At 65.5% G+C, this 22,020-nt stretch carries 13 protein-coding genes; 6 read left to right on the top strand and 7 right to left on the bottom strand.

The features are described 5' to 3' along the window. Positions 1 to 22: 22 nt before the first annotated feature. Positions 23 to 2,386, top strand: coding sequence for a TonB-dependent receptor (locus GGR45_RS07020; RefSeq protein WP_175312054.1), 2,364 nt, complete (start codon positions 23 to 25; stop codon positions 2,384 to 2,386). Here GGR45_RS07020 and GGR45_RS07015 read toward each other — a convergent pair whose 3' ends face one another. Continuing rightward, on the bottom strand, positions 2,387 to 3,625 hold the full coding sequence (locus tag GGR45_RS07015; protein ID WP_175312055.1) for an SGNH/GDSL hydrolase family protein: 1,239 nt from the start codon (positions 3,623 to 3,625) through the stop codon (positions 2,387 to 2,389). A gap of 116 nt (positions 3,626 to 3,741) precedes the next feature. On the opposite strand from GGR45_RS07015, the gene GGR45_RS07010 reads away from it, so the two are divergent. After that, complete coding sequence (locus tag GGR45_RS07010; protein ID WP_175312056.1) at positions 3,742 to 6,201, top strand: glycosyl hydrolase 115 family protein; 2,460 nt, start codon at positions 3,742 to 3,744, stop codon at positions 6,199 to 6,201. On the opposite strand, the gene GGR45_RS07005 is transcribed toward GGR45_RS07010, so the two are convergent. Together GGR45_RS07005 and GGR45_RS07000 are read right to left on the bottom strand one after the other, a co-directional pair. Continuing rightward, positions 6,198 to 7,202: a cupin-like domain-containing protein gene (locus GGR45_RS07005; protein WP_175312057.1), complete on the bottom strand. Its 1,005-nt coding sequence runs from the start codon at positions 7,200 to 7,202 to the stop codon at positions 6,198 to 6,200. The two genes, GGR45_RS07010 and GGR45_RS07005, sit on opposite strands and share 4 nt — an antisense overlap. After that, on the bottom strand, positions 7,199 to 7,879 hold the full coding sequence (locus GGR45_RS07000; RefSeq protein ID WP_175312058.1) for a SapC family protein: 681 nt from the start codon (positions 7,877 to 7,879) through the stop codon (positions 7,199 to 7,201). The genes GGR45_RS07005 and GGR45_RS07000 overlap by 4 nt, the downstream gene beginning before the upstream one ends. Positions 7,880 to 8,127: 248 nt before the next feature. On the opposite strand from GGR45_RS07000, the gene GGR45_RS06995 reads away from it, so the two are divergent. Next, complete coding sequence (locus tag GGR45_RS06995) at positions 8,128 to 11,139, top strand: TonB-dependent receptor (protein WP_175312059.1); 3,012 nt, start codon at positions 8,128 to 8,130, stop codon at positions 11,137 to 11,139. Positions 11,140 to 11,208: 69 nt separating this feature from the next. Further along, positions 11,209 to 12,753, top strand: coding sequence for a tryptophan halogenase family protein (locus GGR45_RS06990; protein WP_175312060.1), 1,545 nt, complete (start codon positions 11,209 to 11,211; stop codon positions 12,751 to 12,753). 99 nt (positions 12,754 to 12,852) lie between these two features. Here GGR45_RS06990 and GGR45_RS06985 read toward each other — a convergent pair whose 3' ends face one another. From GGR45_RS06985 to GGR45_RS06970, 4 genes are all read right to left on the bottom strand, one after another. Further along, on the bottom strand, positions 12,853 to 14,397 hold the full coding sequence (locus tag GGR45_RS06985) for a glycoside hydrolase family 43 protein (RefSeq protein WP_246358093.1): 1,545 nt from the start codon (positions 14,395 to 14,397) through the stop codon (positions 12,853 to 12,855). Continuing rightward, complete coding sequence (locus GGR45_RS06980) at positions 14,394 to 16,061, bottom strand: glycoside hydrolase family 43 protein (protein ID WP_175312061.1); 1,668 nt, start codon at positions 16,059 to 16,061, stop codon at positions 14,394 to 14,396. Before GGR45_RS06980 ends, GGR45_RS06985 begins: the two co-directional genes overlap by 4 nt. Beyond that, on the bottom strand, positions 16,058 to 17,194 hold the full coding sequence (locus GGR45_RS06975; RefSeq protein ID WP_175312062.1) for an endo-1,4-beta-xylanase: 1,137 nt from the start codon (positions 17,192 to 17,194) through the stop codon (positions 16,058 to 16,060). The genes GGR45_RS06980 and GGR45_RS06975 overlap by 4 nt, the downstream gene beginning before the upstream one ends. Before the next feature lie 81 nt (positions 17,195 to 17,275). Continuing rightward, the gene (locus GGR45_RS06970; RefSeq protein WP_415640661.1) at positions 17,276 to 18,988 is read right to left on the bottom strand and encodes an NPCBM/NEW2 domain-containing protein; all 1,713 of its coding nucleotides are present in this window, start codon (positions 18,986 to 18,988) and stop codon (positions 17,276 to 17,278) included. Here GGR45_RS06970 and GGR45_RS20000 point away from each other — a divergent pair. Both GGR45_RS20000 and GGR45_RS06965 read left to right on the top strand, forming a co-directional pair. Continuing rightward, positions 18,987 to 19,271, top strand: coding sequence for a hypothetical protein (locus GGR45_RS20000; RefSeq protein WP_415640662.1), 285 nt, complete (start codon positions 18,987 to 18,989; stop codon positions 19,269 to 19,271). The two genes, GGR45_RS06970 and GGR45_RS20000, sit on opposite strands and share 2 nt — an antisense overlap. 77 nt (positions 19,272 to 19,348) lie before the next feature. Beyond that, entirely contained in the window at positions 19,349 to 22,009 is a 2,661-nt protein-coding gene (locus GGR45_RS06965; protein WP_175312064.1) for a glycoside hydrolase family 3 C-terminal domain-containing protein, read from the top strand. The last annotated feature ends 11 nt before the right edge of the window (positions 22,010 to 22,020 follow it).

Below are 22,020 nucleotides of genomic sequence, written 5' to 3'. Positions count from 1 at the left end.
CGGGGGTGGTATCGGATGCGTGATGGCGGTGGTGGCGGCGATACCCGCGACCGCCGCCGATCGCGTCTCGCTCGACCTGCCCGCCGGAACCGTCGGCGTGCAGGTGATGGCGCTGGGCCGGGCGGCGCGGGCCAATATCGTCGTGCCCGACGCCGGTCTGTGGCGTCGTCCGGTGCCCCGCTTGCGTGGGGCCTTGTCAGTCGAGCAAGCGCTGGCCGCCATCGCACGCGGCAGCGGTGCGCGGGTCGAGGCGCTGGGGCCGGGAAGCTGGCGATTGACCCCCCGCCTCCGCTCGCCCGCTCCGAAGCCGCCCCCTCGTCGTCTACCCCCTGCCGATGTGCAGGGCGAGGATGTCATTGTCACCGCCAGTAAGCGCGACACGACCCGCGATCACTTCGCGGGGCAGGTGGTGCAGGTGGCGGGGGCTGATCTGGAACTGGGCGGCGCAGGGGGTACATCAAAGCTGGCCGATCGGATGACGGCGATCGCCTCCACCTATCTGGGCGCGGGGCGCAACAAGCTGTTTATCCGGGGCATCGCCGACTCCAGCTTCACCGGCCCGACCCAGGCGACGGTGGGGCAGTATTTCGGCGACCTGCGGCTGAGCTACAATGCGCCCGACCCCGATCTGCGGCTTGCCGATCTGGCAGCGGTGGAAGTGCTGGAGGGGCCGCAGGGCACGCTTTACGGCGCCGGGTCACTGGGCGGCCTCATCCGGTTGGTGCCCAACGCGCCCGATCCGACCCGCGCGGGAGGATCGGCAATGCTCGGCGGCTCGGCGACTACCAACGGTGCGCCGGGCGCTGACGCGCAAGCGGTGCTAAACCTGCCGGTGATCGCCGACCGGGTGGCGATCCGCCTGGTCGCCGACAGCGCCAGCGAGGGCGGCTATATCGACAAGCCGCTGCTCGGCCGCACCGATGTCAACCGGACCCGGATCTTCGGGGGCCGCGCGGCGGTAAAGGCGGATCTGGGCGGTGGCTGGAGCGTCGAGGCGGTCGGGATTGGCCAGCGCATTCGCGGTGCCGACAGCCAATATGCCGATCGGGATGGTCCGCCACTGACCCGCTCCGCCCCCGTGACCGAAGGTTTTTCGGCGGATTTCGGACAGGCCCAACTCATCCTGTCGGGTCAGATCGGGCAGGTGCGATTACGGTCCAGCAGCGGCATCACGGCGCACGATCTGATGGAGCGTTATGACGCCACCCCGCCGGGCGGCCCGGTGCAGCTCTTCGCGCAAGCCAATGCGACGCGGATGCAGGCCAACGAGACCCGCGCCTGGCATTCCGCCCCCGACGGGTCGGGCTGGCTGGCAGGGTTCAGCTATCTCCACAACCGCACCCGCCTGACCCGGCTGTTTGGCGAGCCTGGCCAGCTGCTTCCGCGCACCGGCGTCGTCAACACGGTGGAGGAGGCGACGCTCTATGGTGAGGCGAGCCTGCGGTTGTTACCGGGCCTGCTGACCACCGGCGGCCTGCGCGTCACCCGCTCGGTGCTTGACGGCGCGGGCGAGGATTTGCCGCTCGCTTTGTCCCTTCAGGCCCTGACAAGGCTGCGCGAGGTCACGGCGCGGCGGGCGCAGACCATCCTGCTGCCATCCGCCTCCGCGCTGATCGACCTGACGTCCGGCGCGCAGCTTTTCCTGCGCTATCAGCAGGGCTTCCGGCCCGGCGGACTCACGATCGAGGGGCCGCTGGTCCGCCGTTTCCGCAACGACCGGGTCGCCACGATCGAGGCGGGCTTGCGTGCCGGGCGACCGGGACGCGATCGTTTCGACGGATCGCTGACGCTGGCGCATACCGCATGGCGCGACATCCAGGCCGATTTCATCGACGCGACCGGGCTGCCCAGCACCGCCAATATCGGCGACGGCCAGCTCTGGACCATCGAGGCGCTGGCGGGTTTCCGTATCGCCGAGGGGCTGAGGGTAGAGGGCGCGGTGTCCTATAATGATAGCCGCATCGACGAGCCGTCGAGCGCGCAGGTGTTTGCGCTGATGGACGGACAGTCTGCCGACCGGGCCGCCATCCTCGCGCGGCTCAGCCAAATCCCCAATATTGCGCGCTTCACCGGGCGGGCTGGGGCGGTCTATCGCCGGATGCTCGCGGGCGGGCGCGATCTGCGCGTCGATGGCTGGCTGCGCTATGTCGGATCGTCGCGGCTGGGCGTCGGCCCGGTCCTGGGCGAGCGTCAGGGCAGCTATCTCGACAGCGGCGTCACCGCGCGGCTGGGGCTGGGCCGTTACGGCGTGACGGCGGGGATCACCAACCTCGCCGACGTGCGCGGCAACCGCTTCGCGCTGGGCACGCCCTTTACGACGGGGCGCGATCAGGTGACGCCGCTGCGGCCGCGCACGCTTCGCATCGGGCTCGACGCCACCTTCTGATCAGCGGCGGGTGAACAGTGACAGCGGGATCGCGGCCGCCATGGCGCGATAGCCCGCCATGCTGGGATGAAGGTGATCGCCCGAGTCATAAGCGGGCAGCAGTCGGTCGGGTTTGGCCGGATCGCGTATCGCCTGGTCGAAATCGACCACGCCGTCGAAGATTCCCGCCGTCCGGATGAAACGATTGATGGCCTGTCGATCCGCCTCGGTTTCGGGGCCGGGATGATAATATTCGCTGCCCTGGAACGGCGTGATCGTGCTGACGATCAGGCGGATGCCATGCGCATGGGCGCGCTCGGCCAGTTGGCGATAGGCTTGGGTGATCCGGCGCACCATCTGCTGGTGCGTGACGGCGTCAACCGGATGCTCGCGCGTCATCACCCCCAGATCATTCACGCCTTCCAGCAGGATCGCATGGGTGACGCCCGGCCGCGCGATAACGTCGCGGTCGAAACGCGCCATCAGATTGGGGCCTAGCCCGTCGAGCAGCACCCGGTTGCCGCCGATGCCGGCATTGACCACCGAGAAGGTCCGCGTGGCGGGTGACGCCGCCAGCCGGCGTGCGAGATCGTCGGGCCAGCGGGTATTGGTGTCGTCGGTGATGCCGTAACCGTCCGTGATCGAGTCGCCGATCGTCACGACCGTTTGCTTCTGTACGGCATCGCGAACCTCGATATCCGACAGGTGCCACCAGCCGCCGATCGTCTGGGCGTCGGCCAGGGTGGTGCGCGCGGTGGCGTCGCCCGCGACCAGAAAGGTCTTGGAACGCGCGCCCGAATGGCCGGTCGGCGCGGTAACGGCTTCAGGGAAATACAGGCTGACCGCCACATCGCGTCCCGCCTCGACGGGGAGGGGGATCGGATCGGAATAGAGCTCCGCGCCCGGCGGCACGATCACCTCGGCGGCCCCGTCGAAGCGTACTGGCAGGATCGCTGGCACCTCTGAGCGGCCTGGCGTCGCCAGACCGATGCTGGCTGCCCCGATCTTCAGCGGCGTGGTGCCTGCGACGTTCGAGAGTCGCAGGCGGAGCGTCCTGCCGCTGGCGGTCAGGTGGACGATCTGGCGAATGGTCGCTGGCCCGGCCTTGGCAAGCTTGTCGGCGTTCGGCCCGTCTATCCGCATCTGGGATGAGCCCCAGGCCGGTATCCAGCGGACATCGCCTATGGGCGCCGCGGCCGTCATCGTCACGCTGAGCGCGATCAGACCGGCGGCCCGGTAAAACTGGCTGAAAGGCGTCATGGCCATCCTCTCCCTTTCGTCGGTCCGCGCTTGCGGCTTGGCTCTATGGTAGCGATAACGGGGGGGAAATCCAATGAAGAACGCCCCTTATCAAGGACGGGGCCAGGAGAGAGACGATGCGCGACCTGTTTCTGTCGGCGGCCCTGACGGCGCTGATCCCCAGTGTTGCCTGGGCTGCGCCGGATTGCAGCGGGCCGGTCGTGGCGTGCAAGCGTGCGATGCCGGGGGCGCTGTCGCTCTTGACGCCGGGGCGCGTGGCAACCATCGTCATCGATGCGCGTGACGAGCCCGGCGTGGCACGGGCTGCGACCGATTTGGTCGCGGACTTGAAGGCCGTCGGCGGCGGCGATGTCCGCCTGGCCAGGGACGTATCCGGCGATGCGACGATCATCGCGGGAACGCTCGGCCACAGCGCAGTGATCGATGCACTGGTGACGGCGGGCAAGCTCGATGTCTCCGGCCTTGCGGGTCAGTGGGAAGGCTATGTCGAGCAGGTGGTCGACAACCCTGCGCCTGGTATTGCCCGTGCCCTGGTCATAGCCGGGTCGGATCGGCGCGGCACCATTTTCGGTCTGTACGACATCAGCGCCAAAGTGGGCGTCAGCCCCTGGACCTGGTGGGCCGATGTCCCTGCGCGGCGTCACCCAATTTTGTATCTGACGGCGGGACGCGTCGCGGATCGTCCGGTGGTCAAATATCGCGGCATCTTCATCAATGACGAGGAGCCGGGCTTCGGCAACTGGGCACGGACGAAGCTCGGAGGGGTCAACCATTTGGCCTATGAGAAGGTGTTCAACCTGCTGCTGCGCTCCAAGGCCAATTTCATCTGGCCCGCCATGTGGGGCAAGTCGCTCTGGGAGGACGATCCCGCCTCCGCCCCGCTGGCGCAGGAGATGGGCGTGCTGCTTGGCACCTCGCACCATGAACCCATGCAACGCGCGCAGGCCGATTGGAAGCGCGAGGGGAGCGGCCCTTGGGACTATACGAAGAACGCCGCCGCGCTGCGGGCCTTTTGGCGTAAGGGGATCGAACGGCGCGGCAGGGCCGAAGACCCCGTGACCATCGGGATGCGCGGCGACGGCGACGAGCCAATGACCGAGGGCACCGCAATCGACCTGCTCCAGCGGATCGTCCGGGACCAGCGAAAGATCATCGCCGACGTGACCAAGCGCCCCGCCACCGAGACACCGCAGGTCTGGGCGCTCTACAAGGAAGTGCAGGATTATTACGACAAGGGGATGCGCGTGCCCGACGACGTGACCCTGCTGTTTGCTGACGACAATTGGGGCAATATCCGCCGCCTGCCGCCGATCGGGGCGCGCCGCGCCGGGGGGGCGGGGGTTTATTATCACTTCGATTATGTCGGCGGTCCGCGAAACTACAAATGGCTCGATACCAACGCGATTCCGCGCGTGTGGCAACAGATGCGGATGGCCGATGACTATGGCGCGGATCGGCTCTGGATCGTCAATGTCGGCGATCTCAAGCCGATGGAATATCCCATCAGCTTCTTCCTCGACATGGCGTGGAACCCCAAGCGCATGGGTCTGGCCGCGATGCAGGCCTATCCGGCGAGATGGGCATCCGAGCAGTTCGGCGCGAGCCACGGAGCCGAGATCGGTACACTCCTGACCCGCTATGGCCAACTGGCCAGCCGTCGCAAGCCCGAGCTGATCGACGCCACGACCTATGGCTATACCGATGGCGAATGGGCGCGGGTGCTGGGCGAGTGGAACGCGCTGGACGCGCAGGCCCGCCGGGTCGGACCGACTTTGGCCGCCGGGCTGAAGGACGCCTATTACGAGCTGGTTCTCCACCGGATCGAAGCGATGACGAACCTCCACCGTCTGTACGAGGCGGTCGCGGCCAATCGGGCGGCGGCGCAGGCAGGAGATGCCGCCAAGGCGAGGCGCTTCGCCGAGGCTGCGCGGGGTTACTTTGCCCAGGACGCTGTGATCCGCCGCCGCTATGAGGTCGAAACGGCCGGCGGCAAATGGACCAGCATGATGGCCCAGACGCATATCGGCTATACCGGCTGGCAGCAGCCCGATACCGATGTCATGCCCGCGCTAGCGACCATCGAGAAGCCGCTCCCGCTGCCGCCGGTCGCGCCGAAACCGCCGGTTCGGATCGCCGCCGATGCCGGTCGGGCGGTCGACGGGCGCGGCATCCGATGGCAGCGCGTGCCGGGCTTCACGGCCGAGGGCGCGGCGATGGTCGCGACGCCGAATACCGTGCCCGTGATCGAGCGGCCCGGTGGGGACAGCCCGCATATCGTCTATGACGTGAACTGGGCGCGCGGCAGCCCGGTGACGCTGGGCGTGGTCACAGCACCCGGCCTCGACGTGCGGGGCGGGGGCAAGCACCGGATCGCAGTGTCGGTCGACGATGGCGCGCCGATCATCCTCAACCTGATGGAAGGTGAGACGGAAGAGCGCTGGGGCCGATCGGTGATCGAAAATCGGCGTGCTGCCTCCACCGCGCTGCCCGCGCTTTCGGCGGGCAAGCATCGCGTCATCTTATGGCTGGTCGATCCCGAAGTGGTGGTCGAGGAGGTGACGCTCAGCCCCCTTTAACCGCCACGCAGCATTCGCATCGCATGGGCTCGGACCATCTTGGCATTGGCCGGGCTCTCCCCCAAAATCCCATGGCGTTCTTCCGGGAGATGGGCGAGCGGGTGACCGTCCGGGCGGAAGACATAATGGTCGAACCATGCCCGCCAAGCAGCCCGCTCGGCCGGCGGCCGGGCGGCGATCGCGCTCATCGCCAGCAACAGGGTTGGAAAGGGCTGGTCCGGCCCGACCGGGAAAGCGTCCCACCAGTAATTGACCAGGATGTTGAGCGCCCCGGTCGCCTCGACCCGATGCCACCATAATTTGGGCATGTAGAGCGCGTCGCCCGGCCCCAGCTCGACGGTGACGGCACGGTGGCGCGCCTGTTCGAATCGGGGATAGCGTGGGTCGCCGGGTGCGGCTTCTGCCGCGAGCGCGACCGGCTGCCCTGCCATGGTGTGGTCGATCGGCCCGACATAGAGGTCGCCGATCGCATCGGGCGGGTACAGGGTAAAGGTTCGCCGCCCCGCCACGACGCAGGCGATATTGTCCATCATGTCATAGTGGCACGCGATGATCGACGCATGACCGATCCAGATCAGCGGAGCCACGCCCGGGGGCGCGAAGGGGAGGGCATTGTCTTCCGCGAGCCCGGGCAGCGCCACCGCCATCGGCAGCGATCCGACATACAACGTTTCGCTGTCCGACCCTGCCGCGATACGCCGCACCGCGTCGCCCAGCGGCATGGCCTGTCGCCGAAAGTTGAAGCCCGACAGGTCCTCGCTGTATTGATAGCGCCCGGCGATCGCCGCATCGCCGACAAAGGCTTCGACCTGCCGACCCGCATCGAAGCGCGCCAGATAGGCGGCCAGCGACCCGTCCTCCGACGCCGCGATCTGCGCCAATGGCCAGTCCGCCACCGCGCCCCGAATGACGACAGGGCGGCACGGATCCACCACCATGCGTCGAAAGGCATCGTGCCCGTCGAGCGCCGCCCGGTCGATCTCGATGGGCGCCTCGGTCATTGGATCAGGCCGCTCAGTCGCTCATTGCGGCGGCGTGCCAGCGTCGGGATATGCCGGACCGATCCGGTGATCGCATAGACAAGTTGCAGATCACCCGCGCGGAAAAGCGTGAGTACCGTCGCATCCGGCAGCGCATGCAATGCATCCAGGCTGACCGTGTAGAGCGAATCGAGGCGCAAGCTTTCGCCGTTGTCGAACTGGAAATTCAGGTCGATCGGCTCGATCAGCTTGTGTTCCTCCAGCCGGCGCAGGAACTCTTCCGTTTCCGGCAGGCCGACATGAAGCTGTCGAAGCGCCGCCTGCACCCGACGAAGCGCCGGAGCCGGGCCGCCATCGGCGTCGAACACGGTGGCGCCTTCCGCCTGGGTCAGCGCGGGATGGTGCACGTCGATCGCGATATTCTCGCCCGAAACGTAGAAGCCCTGGCGTACGAGATCAGCGGGGCGATAGTCGACCAGCGTGCCGTTCGGGCCGAGACATAGATTCTCGTCGGGCACCAGCCCCATCAGGGCGCCTGCATAGAGGTCGCCCGTTTCGGGATGGCGCGCGAGCAGGATCGGATAATGAAGCGCGGCGGGCAGGAATTCCTCCGCCACCAGCTGAACGAAGTGACGGCCTGCATCGGGTGCTGCGGAGACGCGCAGGGCCGCATGACGTGCGCTATCGAGTAATTCCATTTCGGCCATGATGGTTGGTCCCTTCGTCCCCTCTTGCCCTGGCGCATCTTGGCGCGAACAGGGTCGTCATGCCGGGACTGTGTCCGTCCCGCGGCACTGCCGTCAAGCCATCCGGATAACCCGTCTGCTCCGCTCTGACAAATGGCTTGTGAAGCGTTTATTATAACGCTAACATGCTGTCATCGAAGAAGCGGTACGGCGGTGCAACGCCGATCGCGCATGACATGATAAACAGAGGAGAGGGGAAAATGGTGGCTCGCACTGCTTTTGTGGCCGCGTTGGTTTCGCGCCGGACCTTGATGGCGGGTGTCTCGCCGCTCATGGCGCTTGCCATGGTGTCGCCGAGCACGGCCTTTGCTCAGACCAGCGGCACGGTTCGCCCGGATGTGCCGGTCCAGGCCAACACCACCACCGCGCAGCAAGCCGGAACGTCGCAGGATCAGGCGACGGCCCCCAGCGAAGCGGACAACAGCCCTTCTCCCGCAGGCGAGGCGACGACCGGAGACATCATCGTCACCGGCCTGCGCAGCTCGCTGCAACGCAACCTCGACATCAAGCGCACTGCGACCGGCGTCGTCGACGCGATCTCTGCCGAAGACATTGGTAAATTTCCCGATTCCAACGTCGCGGCATCTCTCCAGCGCCTGCCCGGCGTGTCGATCCAGCGCTCCGGCGCACGCGGCGAGCCGACCGGCATCACCGTTCGCGGCTTCGGCGGCGACTTCAACACGACGCTTTATGACGGCCGCCGCATCTCGACCGCGACCGGCGGGCGCCAGATCGACTTCAGCACCGTCGGCTCGGACTTCATCGGCGGCATCAGCGTCCTGAAGACGCCCGACGTGTCGCTGGCGTCGAGCTCGATCGGCGCGACCGTCGATATCCAGTTCCCTAAGCCGTTCGATCATCCCGGCTTCCGTGCTGCGGTCAGCGCCTCGGGCTCGTTGCAGGACCGCGCGGGCCATGTCGTGCCGACGATCGGCGCGCTGGTCAGCGACACCTTCGCCGATGATACGCTCGGTATCCTGTCGAGCTTCATCTATACGCGGCGTGATACCGATACCAATCGCGTCTTCGTTTCGGGTTGGCCGGGCAACGGCTTTGCCCCCTGCCAGCTGCAGGGCAGCACTGCGACGGTCTGTGCTCCCACCAATGATACCACGGCTGCCCCCAGCCAGGTTCGCAGCCTGACCGGCTGGTTCCCGCAGCAATATGGCGCCGAGCAGCAGCGGGTGCAGGACGAGCGCGTCGATGGCCGCATTGCCCTGCAATGGCATCCCTCGAACGAGGTGATGGTCACGCTGGACAACAACTTTTCGCGCCAGACGCTCAACACCGACGTCTATGGCTTTGGCGTATGGTTCAGCCAGGAAGCGCTGCGCAACGTCAAGCAGGACGCCAATGGTACGGCGATCAGCTTCACCCAGGCGGGGTCGCCGACCGACTTCGTCACCGCGCATAATCGCCAGATCCTTCAGACCAACCAGACCGGCCTGAACGTCAAATGGGACGTCAACGAAAAGCTGACGGTCGAGGCGGACGGCGCCTATGCCAAGAGCTGGCTGAACCCCGGCGGTGTTATCGGCAGCACGAACGGCGACATCGGCTATGGCGGGCGCCTGGGTACCAATCTGGGTTTCGACATCACGGGTGACAGCAACAAGGCGTTCCCGACGATCAGCAACTTCGGCCCCGCCGGGGATGCATCGCGTTGGGCCGACCCGACGGTCATCGGCTCGCACGTCACGGTTAATCAGACCCAGGAGAATACCGACGAGCTCAAGCAATTCCGCGGCGTCTTGACGTGGAAGGAAGAGAATCTGACGCTGAAGGCGGGCGGTCAGTATGTCGACGACAGCTTCCGGCTCCTGAACCGCAGCACCTTCACCAACAATTTCTGGCAGGCCTATTCGGGCTATGGTGCACCATCGGGCCAGGGCGGTGGCGTTTCGCCCCTGCCTTCCAGCCTCTATCAGGGCTCGATCAGCCTCAACAACTTCATCCCCGGCTTCGCCGGCAGCCTGCCCCCGTCGGTGCTGATCTACAGCCCCCAGGCTTATCAGAATTATCTGACCAGTCTCGGCAACCCGCAGGCGCAGACCGTACCGGGCTTCAACTATACCGGCGGCGTCAACGGCTTTACCGGCCAGTTCACCGAGGCGGTCGACCCGTCGAGCATCCTGGCCGTCCGGGAAAAGACCTGGTCGCTGTTCTTCAGCGCGGCCGTGGAAGCGCAGGTCGCGGAGATGCCGCTTCACCTCGCCTTTGGCCTGCGTAACGAAAATACGCGGCTGAGCGCGACGGGTCAGGGGCGCCAGCCGACGTCGATCACCCGCAGCACCTCGGACCCCACGCTGCTGACCATCGGCTTCTCCGACACGCAGCCGGTGTCGAGTGGTAGCAGCTATTCCTATCTGCTGCCCTCGCTCGACATGCGCCTGGTGGTGACCGACAAGCTCCAACTGCGCTTCGATGCCTCGCGCACGCTGACCCGTCCGGGCCTCAACCTGCTCAACCCGGTCCTGGGTATCGGCGTCGGCCAGCGTGTCGGTGCATTGTCGGGCAGCGGCGGCAACCCCAATCTGAAGCCGTATCTGGCCGACAATTTCGACGTTGCGGCGGAATGGTACTACCAGCGCAACTCGTATCTGGCGGTCGACTTCTTCCTGAAGAACGTCAGCAACTTCATCGTCGGCGGCGTGACGCGGCAGACGGTGAACGGGGTGGTCGACCCGACGACGGGCCAGCCCGCCAGCTTCGCCATCTCGGCACAGGTCAACGGTCCGGACGCGACGGTACGCGGCGTCGAAATCGCTTGGCAGCAGGTGTTCGGCGACAGCGGCTTCGGCTTCCAGGCGAATGCGACGCTGGTCAACACCAACAAGCCTTATGATGCGACCAACATCTCGCAGACGGGCTTTGCGGTGACCGGTCTGGCGAACTCGGCCAACTTCGTCGGCTTCTACGACAAGAACGGTTTCCAGATCCGTACCGCCCTCAACTGGCGCGACGAATATCTGGCGGGCTTCGGGCAGAACCAGAACACCGGCGCCTATGGTGCCGAGCCGACCTTCGTGAACCAGAGCTTCCAGATCGATCTGACCAGCAGCTATGACGTCACCAAGGACTTCTCGGTGTTCGGGGAAATCCTGAACCTCAACAACAACAAGCAGAGCACGCATGGTCGGTTCAAGAACCAGCTGCTCGACGTGTTCGACTATGGCCGGCGCTTCACGCTCGGCGCACGCTATCGCTTCTGACGATAGCATGATGCGGGGATGTCGGGCTTCGGCTTGACATCCCCGTTCTCTTTTGGACCTTCTCCAACCATGGTTCAGCCTGTTCAGCATATCGTGATCGTCGGCGGCGGGACCGCCGGCTGGCTCACAGCGGGGGTCATCGCCGCGCGGCATCAGGGGCGGCGACCGCATGGCTTCACCGTCACACTGGTGGAATCGCCCAACGTGCCGATCATCGGCGTGGGGGAAGGGACGTGGCCGACCCTGCGTACCACCTTGCGCAAAATGGGGGTGTCAGAGACGGCGTTCTTCCGCGAATGCGACGCGTCGTTCAAACAGGGCGCGCGGTTCAACCGCTGGACGACCGGTGCGGCCGATGACGGCTATTACCATCCGCTGATGCTGCCGCAGAGTTTCGCCCAGGTGAACCTGGCGACCCATTGGCTGGCCGCGGGTGAGGACGGCAGCTTCTGCGACGCGGTGACGCCGCAAGGACGCATCTGCGACGCGGGGCTTGCACCCAAGACCATCGCAACCCCCGAATATGAGGCGCTGGCGAATTACGCCTATCATCTCGATGCCGGGAAGTTCGCCGATTTCCTGCGCCGCCATTGCTGCGAGCAACTGGGCGTGCGCCATATACTCGCCGATGTCGAAGAGGTGCTGCAGCGCGAAAACGGCGACATCCGCGCGGTGCGCACCACGCAGGCCGGCGAGGTGGCGGGCGACCTGTTCGTCGATTGCACCGGCTTTCGCTCGCTTCTGCTGGGCGAGGCGGTGGGGGTGCCGTTCAAGCCGCTGAACGACGTGCTGTTCTGCGACACCGCACTTGCCATTCAGGTCCCCTATGACGACCCCGAGGCGCCGATCGCGTCGCACACCATTTCGACCGCCCAATCCTCGGGCTGGATCTGGGATATCGGCCTGCCGACCCGGCGCGGCGTAGGGCATGTCTTTTCGAGCAGCCATATCGGTCGGGACGAGGCCGAGCGCGAGCTGCGCGCCTATCTGGGCGAGGCGGGGCGTGACCTGCCGGTACGCGAGTTGAAAATCCGGGCCGGCCACCGCGAGCGGTTCTGGGAGCGCAACTGCGTCGGCGTCGGGCTGGCGGCCGGGTTCCTCGAACCACTGGAAGCGTCCGCCATCGTCCTGATCGAGTTGTCGGCCAAGCTGATTGCCGAGCAGATGCCGGCCTGTCGCGAGGTGATGGACACGGTTGCCAAGCGGTTCAACGACACGACGCTTTATCGCTGGGGCCGGATCGTCGATTTCCTCAAGCTCCATTATTCCTTGACCAAGCGGACCGACAGCGACTTCTGGCGCGACAATTGTCGGTCAGAGACGATGCCCGACCGGTTGCAGGCGCTGATGGAGCTATGGCGCTATCAGGCGCCGTGGATGCATGACGAGTTCGATCGGGTGGAGGAGGTCTTCCCCTCGGCCAGCTATCAATATGTCCTTTACGGCATGGGGCAGCGCACCGAGATCGCGCCCGGCAGTCTGGTCGCAGAGACGGTCACCGCCGAGCGGGCACGGCGGGAGAATGACGTGCAGACCGGGCGATTGCTGGCCGGTCTGCCGCGTAACCGCGACCTCGTCCGCAAGATCGTGGAGCGGGGGTTGCCGACGATCTGATGGGATGTGGCCTTCGACTTCGCTCAGGACGGACGGGGCGGGGGGAAGGCCGCACATCCCAACATCCGTTCGGTCCGAGCCAAGTCGAAGGCCAAGGGGCTACCGCCCCGACAGCGTGAAGCTGTCCACATCCATCCAACCGCCCTTCGCGTCCGGATTGTAACAGAACAGCGCATATTGCTGTCCCTGGAACGTCCCCGTTCGCCAGTCAAAGGCGAGCGGGAAATCGCCGCCCAAGGTCCGCCAGTCACGTCCGTCCACGCTGTACGCGACGCTCGCCCGGTCGGTCTTGAAGTCCATGTCGGTGCGCAGGAACAGCCGCTTGGCGCTGATGGGTTGGGCATCGATCCGGACGTCGGTTTTCTGGGTGTCGGCCAGATCCTCGATGACGCGCATGGTGAGCGTCAGGCGGCCGTCACGCCCCCGGCCAACCGCGATATGGCCGTTATATTTTCCGAAGGTGCCAAAGCCGCACTGGTCGCCTGTGGCAATATGCGTCGTGTCGATCGCCACCGTCCCCCGGCTGAACGGCCCTTGCCCCTTTTGCAGCAGCGTGTTGCGCGCGCTCCACAAAGCGGGGGCCTGGCCCGCGCGCAGTCGCAGATATCCCGGCCGCTCGGTCAGTGACCAGCCGCTCGCGACGGGATTGTGGTTCCACTGCCATTGCAGGCCGAGCGGGCGCCCCGAAAAATCGTCCGAGGCGGGCAGGACCGTCACCGCCTTCCCCCGGATCGGCTTGGTCGCGGTGGTGGGTACCCGACCCGGCGCGTCGGGCGTGCCCCAGACCGGCCAGCCATCTTTCCAGAAGACGGGGCTGATATTGGTCATCCGACCGACCGCACCTGCATCGACCATCACGAAGCCATAATCGGTGCCGTCGGGCAGATCGACGATCGCGCCTTGATGGCCACCGGTCTTGTCGTCGATCTGGTCGTGCGTTTCCCACGGCCCGAACAGGCTCTTGGCACGCGAGACGGTCATGCCCAGCCGCCGCGGAATGGCATTGAACATGTAATAGGTGTCGCCGCGCTTGACGAGCTTCGACCCCTCCGCGCCCTTATTGTAATAGACGACGCGCTTGTCGGTGACGGTGCGCAGGTCGCGGTCCAGGCTGAGCAGCGTATTGGTGCCGTCCGACCCCACCGAGGTCATGATATAGGCGCTGCCATCGGTATCGAAGAACAGGCCCGGATCGAAGGCGGCTTCGCTGATCCGGTTCATTTCCCAAGGACCGCGAATGTCCTTCGAGCGATAGATCCGCGTCTTTTCGCCCACCGGCGTCACCGCGATATAGAAGACGCCGTCGCGGTATCGCAGGCTGGGCGCGAAGATGCCTTTGCGGTACGCGCCGCCGTCCTTCAGGTCATATTGCGGCAAGCCCTCCAGCCGGTCGATGACATGGCCGACGAAGCGCCAGTTCACCAGATCGCGCGAGGTCATGATGGTCAGGCCGGGAACGTTGGCGAAGGTCGTGGTGATGAAATAGAAATCCTGCCCGACCCGGATGATGTCGGGATCGGGATAATCGGCATAGAGCGGGGGGTTGGCATAGGTGCCGTCACCGCGATCCGACTGCCAGACTTGCGCGCCTGCCAGAGCAGGCAGCACCGCCAGCAGCATGATAGGGAAGCGCCGCCAGTTCATCGCGGCGTGTACACATAAGGGCCGACGACCGTGCCAACGAATCCGCCCGCCCGCGCGGTGCTGAGGAAACGGGTGTCGAGGTCGGTCTTCAGCGTCCCCCGCTTGCCACCGCTTTCATAGTCGAACGCCATCGTTCCTCCTGTGGCATGGATGGTCAGCGTCAGCGGACCCTTGGGTGCGAAGGGCGCGGAAGCGATCAGCGTCTCATTCGCCGTTTCATCGCGCGTGTTCGTCCCCTCGCGCTTGTAGAGCGCGATGCGGGGCTGGCCGTCGATCCGGGCAAGACCGAAGAACAGATAGGCATAGTCGTTCTGCATCGCGACCAACCCGGCGCGCGCGCCGTCCCTGGTCGGGGTGAAGCGCAGCGTGGTCGATATATCGGCGATGGCATGTTGCTGTCGCCGCCCGACAAAGCCCGGCACGCCTTGTCGATTGCCCAGCGCGTCGCCGCCCCGCATCGTCAACGTCCCGTTCGCCACGGTGTAGAAGGGCGTTTTGGGCGTGCGGACGCCGATCCACTGCATCGCCAGCTTGTTGCCGTCGAACTCGTCCGTATAGCCGAAATCGCCGCTGGTCGGCAGCTTGGGCAGCGCGCCTGCGGGCAGGTTGGGCAGCTTGTGGGTCCAGGGCACCGTCTTGCCGCGATCGAGAATGATCGGCCAGCCATCCTTCCACGTCACGGGCAGCAGGAAGGTCTCGCGCCCGATATTGTAATAGTCGTCCGAATAGGGCCGCGTCGCGAGGAAGGTCGCCCACCAGTCGCCATTCTGGGTCTGGACCAGCTCGGCATGACCCGCTGCGCTGATCGGATGCGGACGCTTGGGATCGAGGTCGCGCTGGGTCAGGATCGGATTGTTCGCGAAGGGGACATAGGGGCCGCGCAGCTCTTTCGAGCGCAGCACGACCTGCGAATGGTTGACGCTGGTGCCCCCTTCGGCGGCGGTCAGATAATACCAGCCGTCCTTCTTAAAGATATGCGGCCCCTCGATCCAGACGGGCTTCTTGGACAGGTCGACGCCGCCATTGACCAGCTGCGTGCTCTCGCCGACCATCTTGCCTGCACGCCAGTCATATTCCTGGATCCAGATGGCGCGGTGGCCGTCATAGCGCGGCGTCTCATCGGGCGCGCGGTTGTTGACGATATAGGCGCGGTCGCCCTCCCAATAGATGGACGGGTCGATCCCCTCGAACGGCAGCCAGATCGGGTCCGACCAGGGACCGGCCGGGTTCTTCGCGGTGATGACGAAATTGCCCCGGCACTGGACGCAGGTGTTGACGATATAGAAGGTGCCGTCGTGATAGCTGATGTCGGGCGCGAACACCGCCTCCGACACCGAGCGCCCCGTAAAGTCCAACTGCCCCGGCCGGTCGATCGCATTGCCGATCTGGGTCCAGTGGACGAGGTCGGTCGAATGGAAGATCGGCAGTCCGGGGAAGTGCGCGAAGGAAGAATTGACGAGATAATAGTCCTTGCCCACCCGCGTCACCGACGGGTCGGGATAATAGCCCGCGACGATCGGGTTCAGATAGTCGCCCGCCTTTGGCTTCACCTGCTCGATCGAGCGGCCTCGATAGGTGAAGCGGTCGAAGGTCGCGGTTTGGGCGGACGCTGCGCCCGTCATGGCCAGCGACAGGGCCAGGGCGGCGAGGGGCAGGCGGATCATGCGATGCTCTTTCGGACGGGGGCGGCGCGCAACGCGTCGGCGATGGCGGCGCGAAGCGGCTTGGGCTTGAGTGCGTCGTCATAGGGCAGGGGACGTTGCGGCAGGCCGTCGGCGCGCGGCGCGAAGCCGTTCAGCCAGCTATGCTTGTCCCACAAACCCCAGCACAGCAGCTGGTCGAGCTGCGGATAGGCAAGCATCATGTCGAGATAGGTTTTGGCGACGGAGGCGACCTGCGTATCGCGCTGCGCGATGTCCTTTGGCATCTCGCGGTCGTTGATGTCGAACTCGGTGATGAGCAGGCGATAGCCCATGGCCGTGACGCTATCGAGGAAACGCTTCCACTCGGCGCGCTGGACCTTCGAATGGCTGCCGTCATTGCCGAGATGGCTCTGGATGCCGAGTGCGTCGACGGGGACGTTTTCCTTGCGGAACCGCTGCAGAAGCCGAAGTACGCCCGCGCGGTGCGTCTCGTTGCCGACCTCCCAGGACATATAATCGTTATAGACGCGCTGCGCGTGGGGGGCGTGTTCGCGCGCGGCCTCATAGGCGATCTTGAACACGTCGAAGCCCAGTGCCTGGTCAAACACCGTGCCCCGGACCTCGCCGGTCTTGGGATTGATCGTCTCGTTGACCACGTCCCAGCTATAGATTTGGTCCCCGAAATGCCCCGCCACCGCCGCGATATAGCTGCGTAGCCATTTCTCCGCCCCGGTCTTCGTCACCGTCTCGGCCAAGGCGGGCGAGATATATTTCTCGTAGTTCCAGAGCAGGGTATGGCCGCGCAGCTTCATGCGGTTGTCCCGGGCGAACCCCGCGATCCGGTCGGCGGGGCCGAAGTTCAGGTGCGCGGGGTCGGCGCCCAGCACATAGACCTTCATTTCGTTCTCTGGGACCAACACAGCGCATTCGCGCGCGACGACCGCGCCATACCCCGGATCGTTGATCGGCGAGCCCCGGCCCGCATTGATCGCGGTGCCGAACAAGATGCCCTTTTCCGCTGCCAGATCGCGGAGCGACGTGTTGCCTCCGGCCGCCCAAAGCCCGCCCGGGAGCGCTCCCATCGCGAGACCGCCCGCGATCCCGGCCAGTTGCTGACGACGGGTCAGCAGCGGCCCTTTCTCATTGGGTTTCATCACCCTCTCCTTGTGCTTTGCCGGAACATTTGCATGACCCGCGCGAAACGGCAAGGCCATGAAAGTCCGCCTCAATAGTCGTCAGCCGGTCAACCGCGCGTCGCCCCAGACCACGGGCAGCGCCGCATCGGGAGCGCTATCGGCGCGGGCGACCAGTTCGATCAGCTTGCGGCCGCGCACGTCCGCCTCGACGCTCACCGATGCTTCATTCAGCGCGACGGCGCGGGAGCGGGTAAGGAGCTTGCCGTCGCCATAGACTTCGAACACGACGCGCCGGCCGCGTGCGGTCGCGGAATCGTCGATGCCAACTGTGGCGGCGAAGCGCGCCTGGCCGCGATTGCGCACTTCCAGCCGGGAATTGGCGAGTATGCCGATGCCGGTATCATAGACTTTGCCCATCAGCCGCAGCGGTCGCCCGAACGGCGTGCGGTCCGCCTGCGCGCCGCCCCAACCGGCATATTGCGGGAAGTCACCCGGCCCCTTGCTGCCAGCCCATGGGCTGAGCTCGTGATGGATGGTTGGATCGCCCTCGGGGGTCGGCACGCCATCTTCGGCCGGGTTCACGTCGCCGGGTGCCTCGGAGAGATAATGGCCGTCCGCGAGACGATGAACGCCCGTGACCCGGTAGATCAGCGTCTGGTGCGGCGCGATGGTCAATTTCATCTCGCCCGAAAAGCCGCTCCTGGCCCCCGTCCACAGGTCGGTCATCGCGATCGGCTTGTCGCCACGCAGCTTCAGATGCTCGGCGGTCAGCACCGGCTGAACCTGGCCGGCGGTGCGGTTGAGGATCGCCACCGCCTTGTCCCCATTGGCGAGGCTTTTCACGAACACCTGTACGTCGTCGGACAGATAGGCAGGCACCGCCTGGTTCGCCGCCGCGTCTTGGTTGAGCGCGATGATCGCGCGGTTGCCCAGCAGCGCCAATTGTTCGGCATTGGCCTTGCGCAAGTCGAAGCCGATCAGCAGCGGCGCGTTCATCATCGCCCACATTGCGAAGTGCGAACGCGCCTCGATCATGTGGTTGGCATCGAATTCGCCCGAGCCGATGAACAGCATGTCGGGGTCGTTCCATGTATGCGGATGCGCGTAAAGCGCGCGCGTCGCGCTGGTGTCCAGGTTGGTCAGCATCCGCGACCAGTGGGCGGTGATATCGTCGCTGGTCCGCGAGACATTGCCCAGTTGCTTACCCCAACTGCGCACGTCCGCCGAACCCCAAAGGCAGAGCGAGAACAGGTAGTCACCATCCGGATTTTCCCGGCGCAGCGCGGTCGCCACCTGGTCATAGAGCGCGCGGACGGCGGGAATGTCGGTGCGCGCCAGCGAGTTCATGTCGATCAGCGGGGTCAGTTCGCGGTAATCGCCCTTGCGAACGTGCTCGCTATCCTTGCCGAGGCCGCGAATGCCGCACCCATCGACCTTGATATAATCGAAGCCCCATTCGCGGAAGTATAGTGCAATGTCCTGGTCGATATGGCCGTATAATCCGACCTCGCGCTCGGCGATCGTCCCTTCGGGCTGGTTCGCGAAATTGGGCGTATAGACCTGACCGCAGCTATTGCGTCCGATATCGGAATAGATGCCCGCCTTGAACCCCATGGCGTGCAAGCGGTCGGTCAACGGCCGGAAACTGGTCTGCTGGTTCGCGCCAGCGGCAGCCGAGGGGAATTTGTCGGCGCGGATGACCATACGGCCATCGGGCTGACGGCGGCGCAGCCACCAGCCGTCATCGATATTGATATAGCGATAGCCCGCGTCCCTCAGGCCCTTGTCGACGATTAACCGGGCCGAGGCCATGACCTTTTCTTCATCAACATCGCTGTTGAAAGCATTCCAGCTGTTCCAGCCCATGGGCGGCAATGCGGCCTGCCCCTCCTGGTTGGCGCTCCACCGGCCGGTCGGGGTCAGAGGATCGATCCTGTCCGCCGCGGCCGCTGAGGAAGACATCCAGGCAATGGCGATAGCGCTCGCGAAAACCCTGGCGATGACGGGCCGCATGATGATCCTCCCCATGTTGGTCTATCGCCAATCTTGTCCGACTAATGTCCCGCTGTCCACCGCTGGGTGGCTGAAAATGTGATGGAAATTCTCAGGCTGGACTGAGACGGTATTCATGATACCGTTACCAAAAATATGGTTTCAGGGGAGTGAGAAGGCATGAAGGCATGGCGTGCGGCGATCCTGTCGGCTTTGGCGATATCGACTTCGGGCGTCGCGCTGGCCCAACAACAGAGCGCCGCTCCGGCCGAACAGGCCGAGGCGCTGGCGGCGCGGTTGGTCGGGCGCATGACGACCGACGAAAAGCTCGGCCAGCTGCTCAACACCGCGCCCGCCATCCCCCGGCTGGAGGTGCCTGCCTATAATTGGTGGACGGAATCGCTGCACGGCGCGCTGGGGCCGGTACCCACGACCAATTTCCCCGAACCCGTCGGACTGGCTGCGACCTTCGACGACGCACTGGTGGGCCAGGCGGCCAAGGCGATCAGCGCGGAAGTGCGCGGGCTCCACGCGTTGGCGCGGACGACGGGGCGGATGGGACGGATCGGTACCGGGCTCGATACCTGGTCGCCCAACATCAACATTTTCCGCGACCCACGTTGGGGGCGGGGGCAAGAGACCTATGGCGAGGATCCGTTCCTGACCGGGAAAATGGGTGTTGCCTTCGTACGCGGGATTCAGGGAGACGATCCGAACCGGATCGATGTCGTCGCGACGCCCAAACATTATGCGGTACATAGTGGCCCGGAATCGACGCGGCACGAGGCCAATGTCTATGTCTCGCAACATGATCTCGTCGACACCTATCTGCCCGCCTTTCGTGCCGCGATCGTCGAGGGCGGGGCGGGATCGATCATGTGTGCCTATAACCGGATCGACGGCCAGCCCGCCTGCGCCAGCGACCTGCTGCTCAAGGATTATCTGCGGGGACGCTGGGCCTTTCGCGGCTATGTCGTCTCCGACTGCGATGCGGTGAAGGATATCGCCGCCAACCACCATTATGCTCCCGATGCGCCAAGCGCGGTGGCGGCAGCCATGCGGGCGGGCGTCGACAATGAGTGCAACAATGCCACCCTGACCGACACGGATGGGTTGACCAACCCATATCGCGAGGCTCTGTCGCGTGGGTTGATTTCGGTCGCGGATATCGACCGCTCGCTGACCCGGTTGTTCGCGGCCCGCTATCGCACCGGCGATCTGCCGGGTCTGCGCCCACTGTCGACGCGGGCCAGTTCCCCCGCTGATATCGACACGCCGTCGCACCGTGCGCTGGCGCTGGAGGTGGCGGAAAAGAGTTTGGTGTTGCTCAAGAACAGAGGCATCCTACCGCTGAAGCCTCATGCGCGGATCGCCGTGGTCGGACCGCTGGGGGATGCGACGCGGGTGTTGCGCGGCAATTATTCGTCGTCGCTGTCGGGTCCGCAGGTGTCGGTGGTCGAGGGGCTCCGTCAGGCCATGCCGGGGGCGCACATCCGGTACGTTCCCTTCTCCGAGACCTTCACCGACGGCGATCCGGTGCCGACCAGCGCACTTCGGACCGAGGATGGGCAAGCGGGGCTGCTTGCCCGCTATTACAATGTCGTCGGGCGCATCCCCGAACGCTTCGCTCCGGACGCCCTCGGTGAATGGCTGAAGACCGCCAAGTTCGAGGATCGTCCCGTCGTGACGCGTATCGAGGCCAATGCCGCCTCGCGCAGCCTGGACCTGTCGTCGGTCCGTGACGTGCACCGGGCGGTCTGGACGGGTTATCTGGTACCACCGGAAACGGGACGCTACCGGCTGGGCATATCAGGCTTCAACGGAGTCATGACGTTCGACGGCCAACCGTTCGTCGACCTGACCAAGGCGTCGTGGAACAGCCTGCCCACGATGAAGACCGTCACGCTGGAGAAGGGGCGACGCTATCCCATCACCGTCACGACCGAGGCGCGCATCCTGACAGGCATCAATCTGGTCTGGAAGCGCGTGTCCGACGATCCCACGGCGGAGCTGCGCGCGGCGGCCAAGGCGAGTGACGCGCTGGTCGCGGTCGTCGGCCTGACCTCCGACCTGGAAGCCGAGGAAGCGCCTATTTCGGTACCGGGCTTCAAGGGCGGCGACAAAACGACGCTGGACCTCCCGGCCGACCAACAGGCGCTGCTCGAACAGGCCAAGGCGACGGGCCGCCCGCTGATCGTCGTGCTGATGAACGGCAGTCCGGTGAACCTCGCCTGGGCCAAGGCGAATGCCGACGCGATCGTCGAGGCCTGGTATCCGGGGCAAGCCGGCGGGCTCGCGGTGGGGAACGTCCTGTCGGGCAAGACCAATCCGGCCGGGCGCCTGCCGCTGACCTTCTATCGCTCGGTCGAGGACCTGCCGCCCTTTGGTGATTATGCGATGAAGGGGCGGACCTATCGCTACTTCACCGGCACGCCGGTTTATCCCTTCGGCTATGGGCTCAGCTATACCAGCTTCGCCTATGCGCCGCTGTCGGTGAAGCCTGGTGCGGACGGGAGCATGACCGTCATCACCGAAGTGCGGAACACCGGCCGTCGCGAGGGCGACGAGGTCGCGCAGCTCTACCTCAATTTCCCCAAGGTCGACGGCGCGCCGCGTGTCGCGCTTCGTGGGTTTCAGCGGGTGCATCTGGCGCCCGGCGAGCGGCGGAGCCTGACCTTCACGCTCAGCACACGCGACCTGAGCGCGGTTGATGCCGATGGCCAGCGGATGGTGATGAAGGGCGACTATCGAGTCTCGGTCGGCTCGGGCCAGCCGGATACGGGGGTGCCGGTACGTAACGCGCCGTTCAGGATGGATACGGTGACACCCATCGCGGATTGATCCTCCCCGGC

It is taken from the genome of Sphingomonas zeae (assembly GCF_014197135.1).
Classification (GTDB): Bacteria; Pseudomonadota; Alphaproteobacteria; order Sphingomonadales; family Sphingomonadaceae; genus Sphingomonas; species Sphingomonas zeae.
Note: the sequence above shows the minus strand (reverse complement) of the source record. Positions and strands in the feature narration are given on the sequence as shown.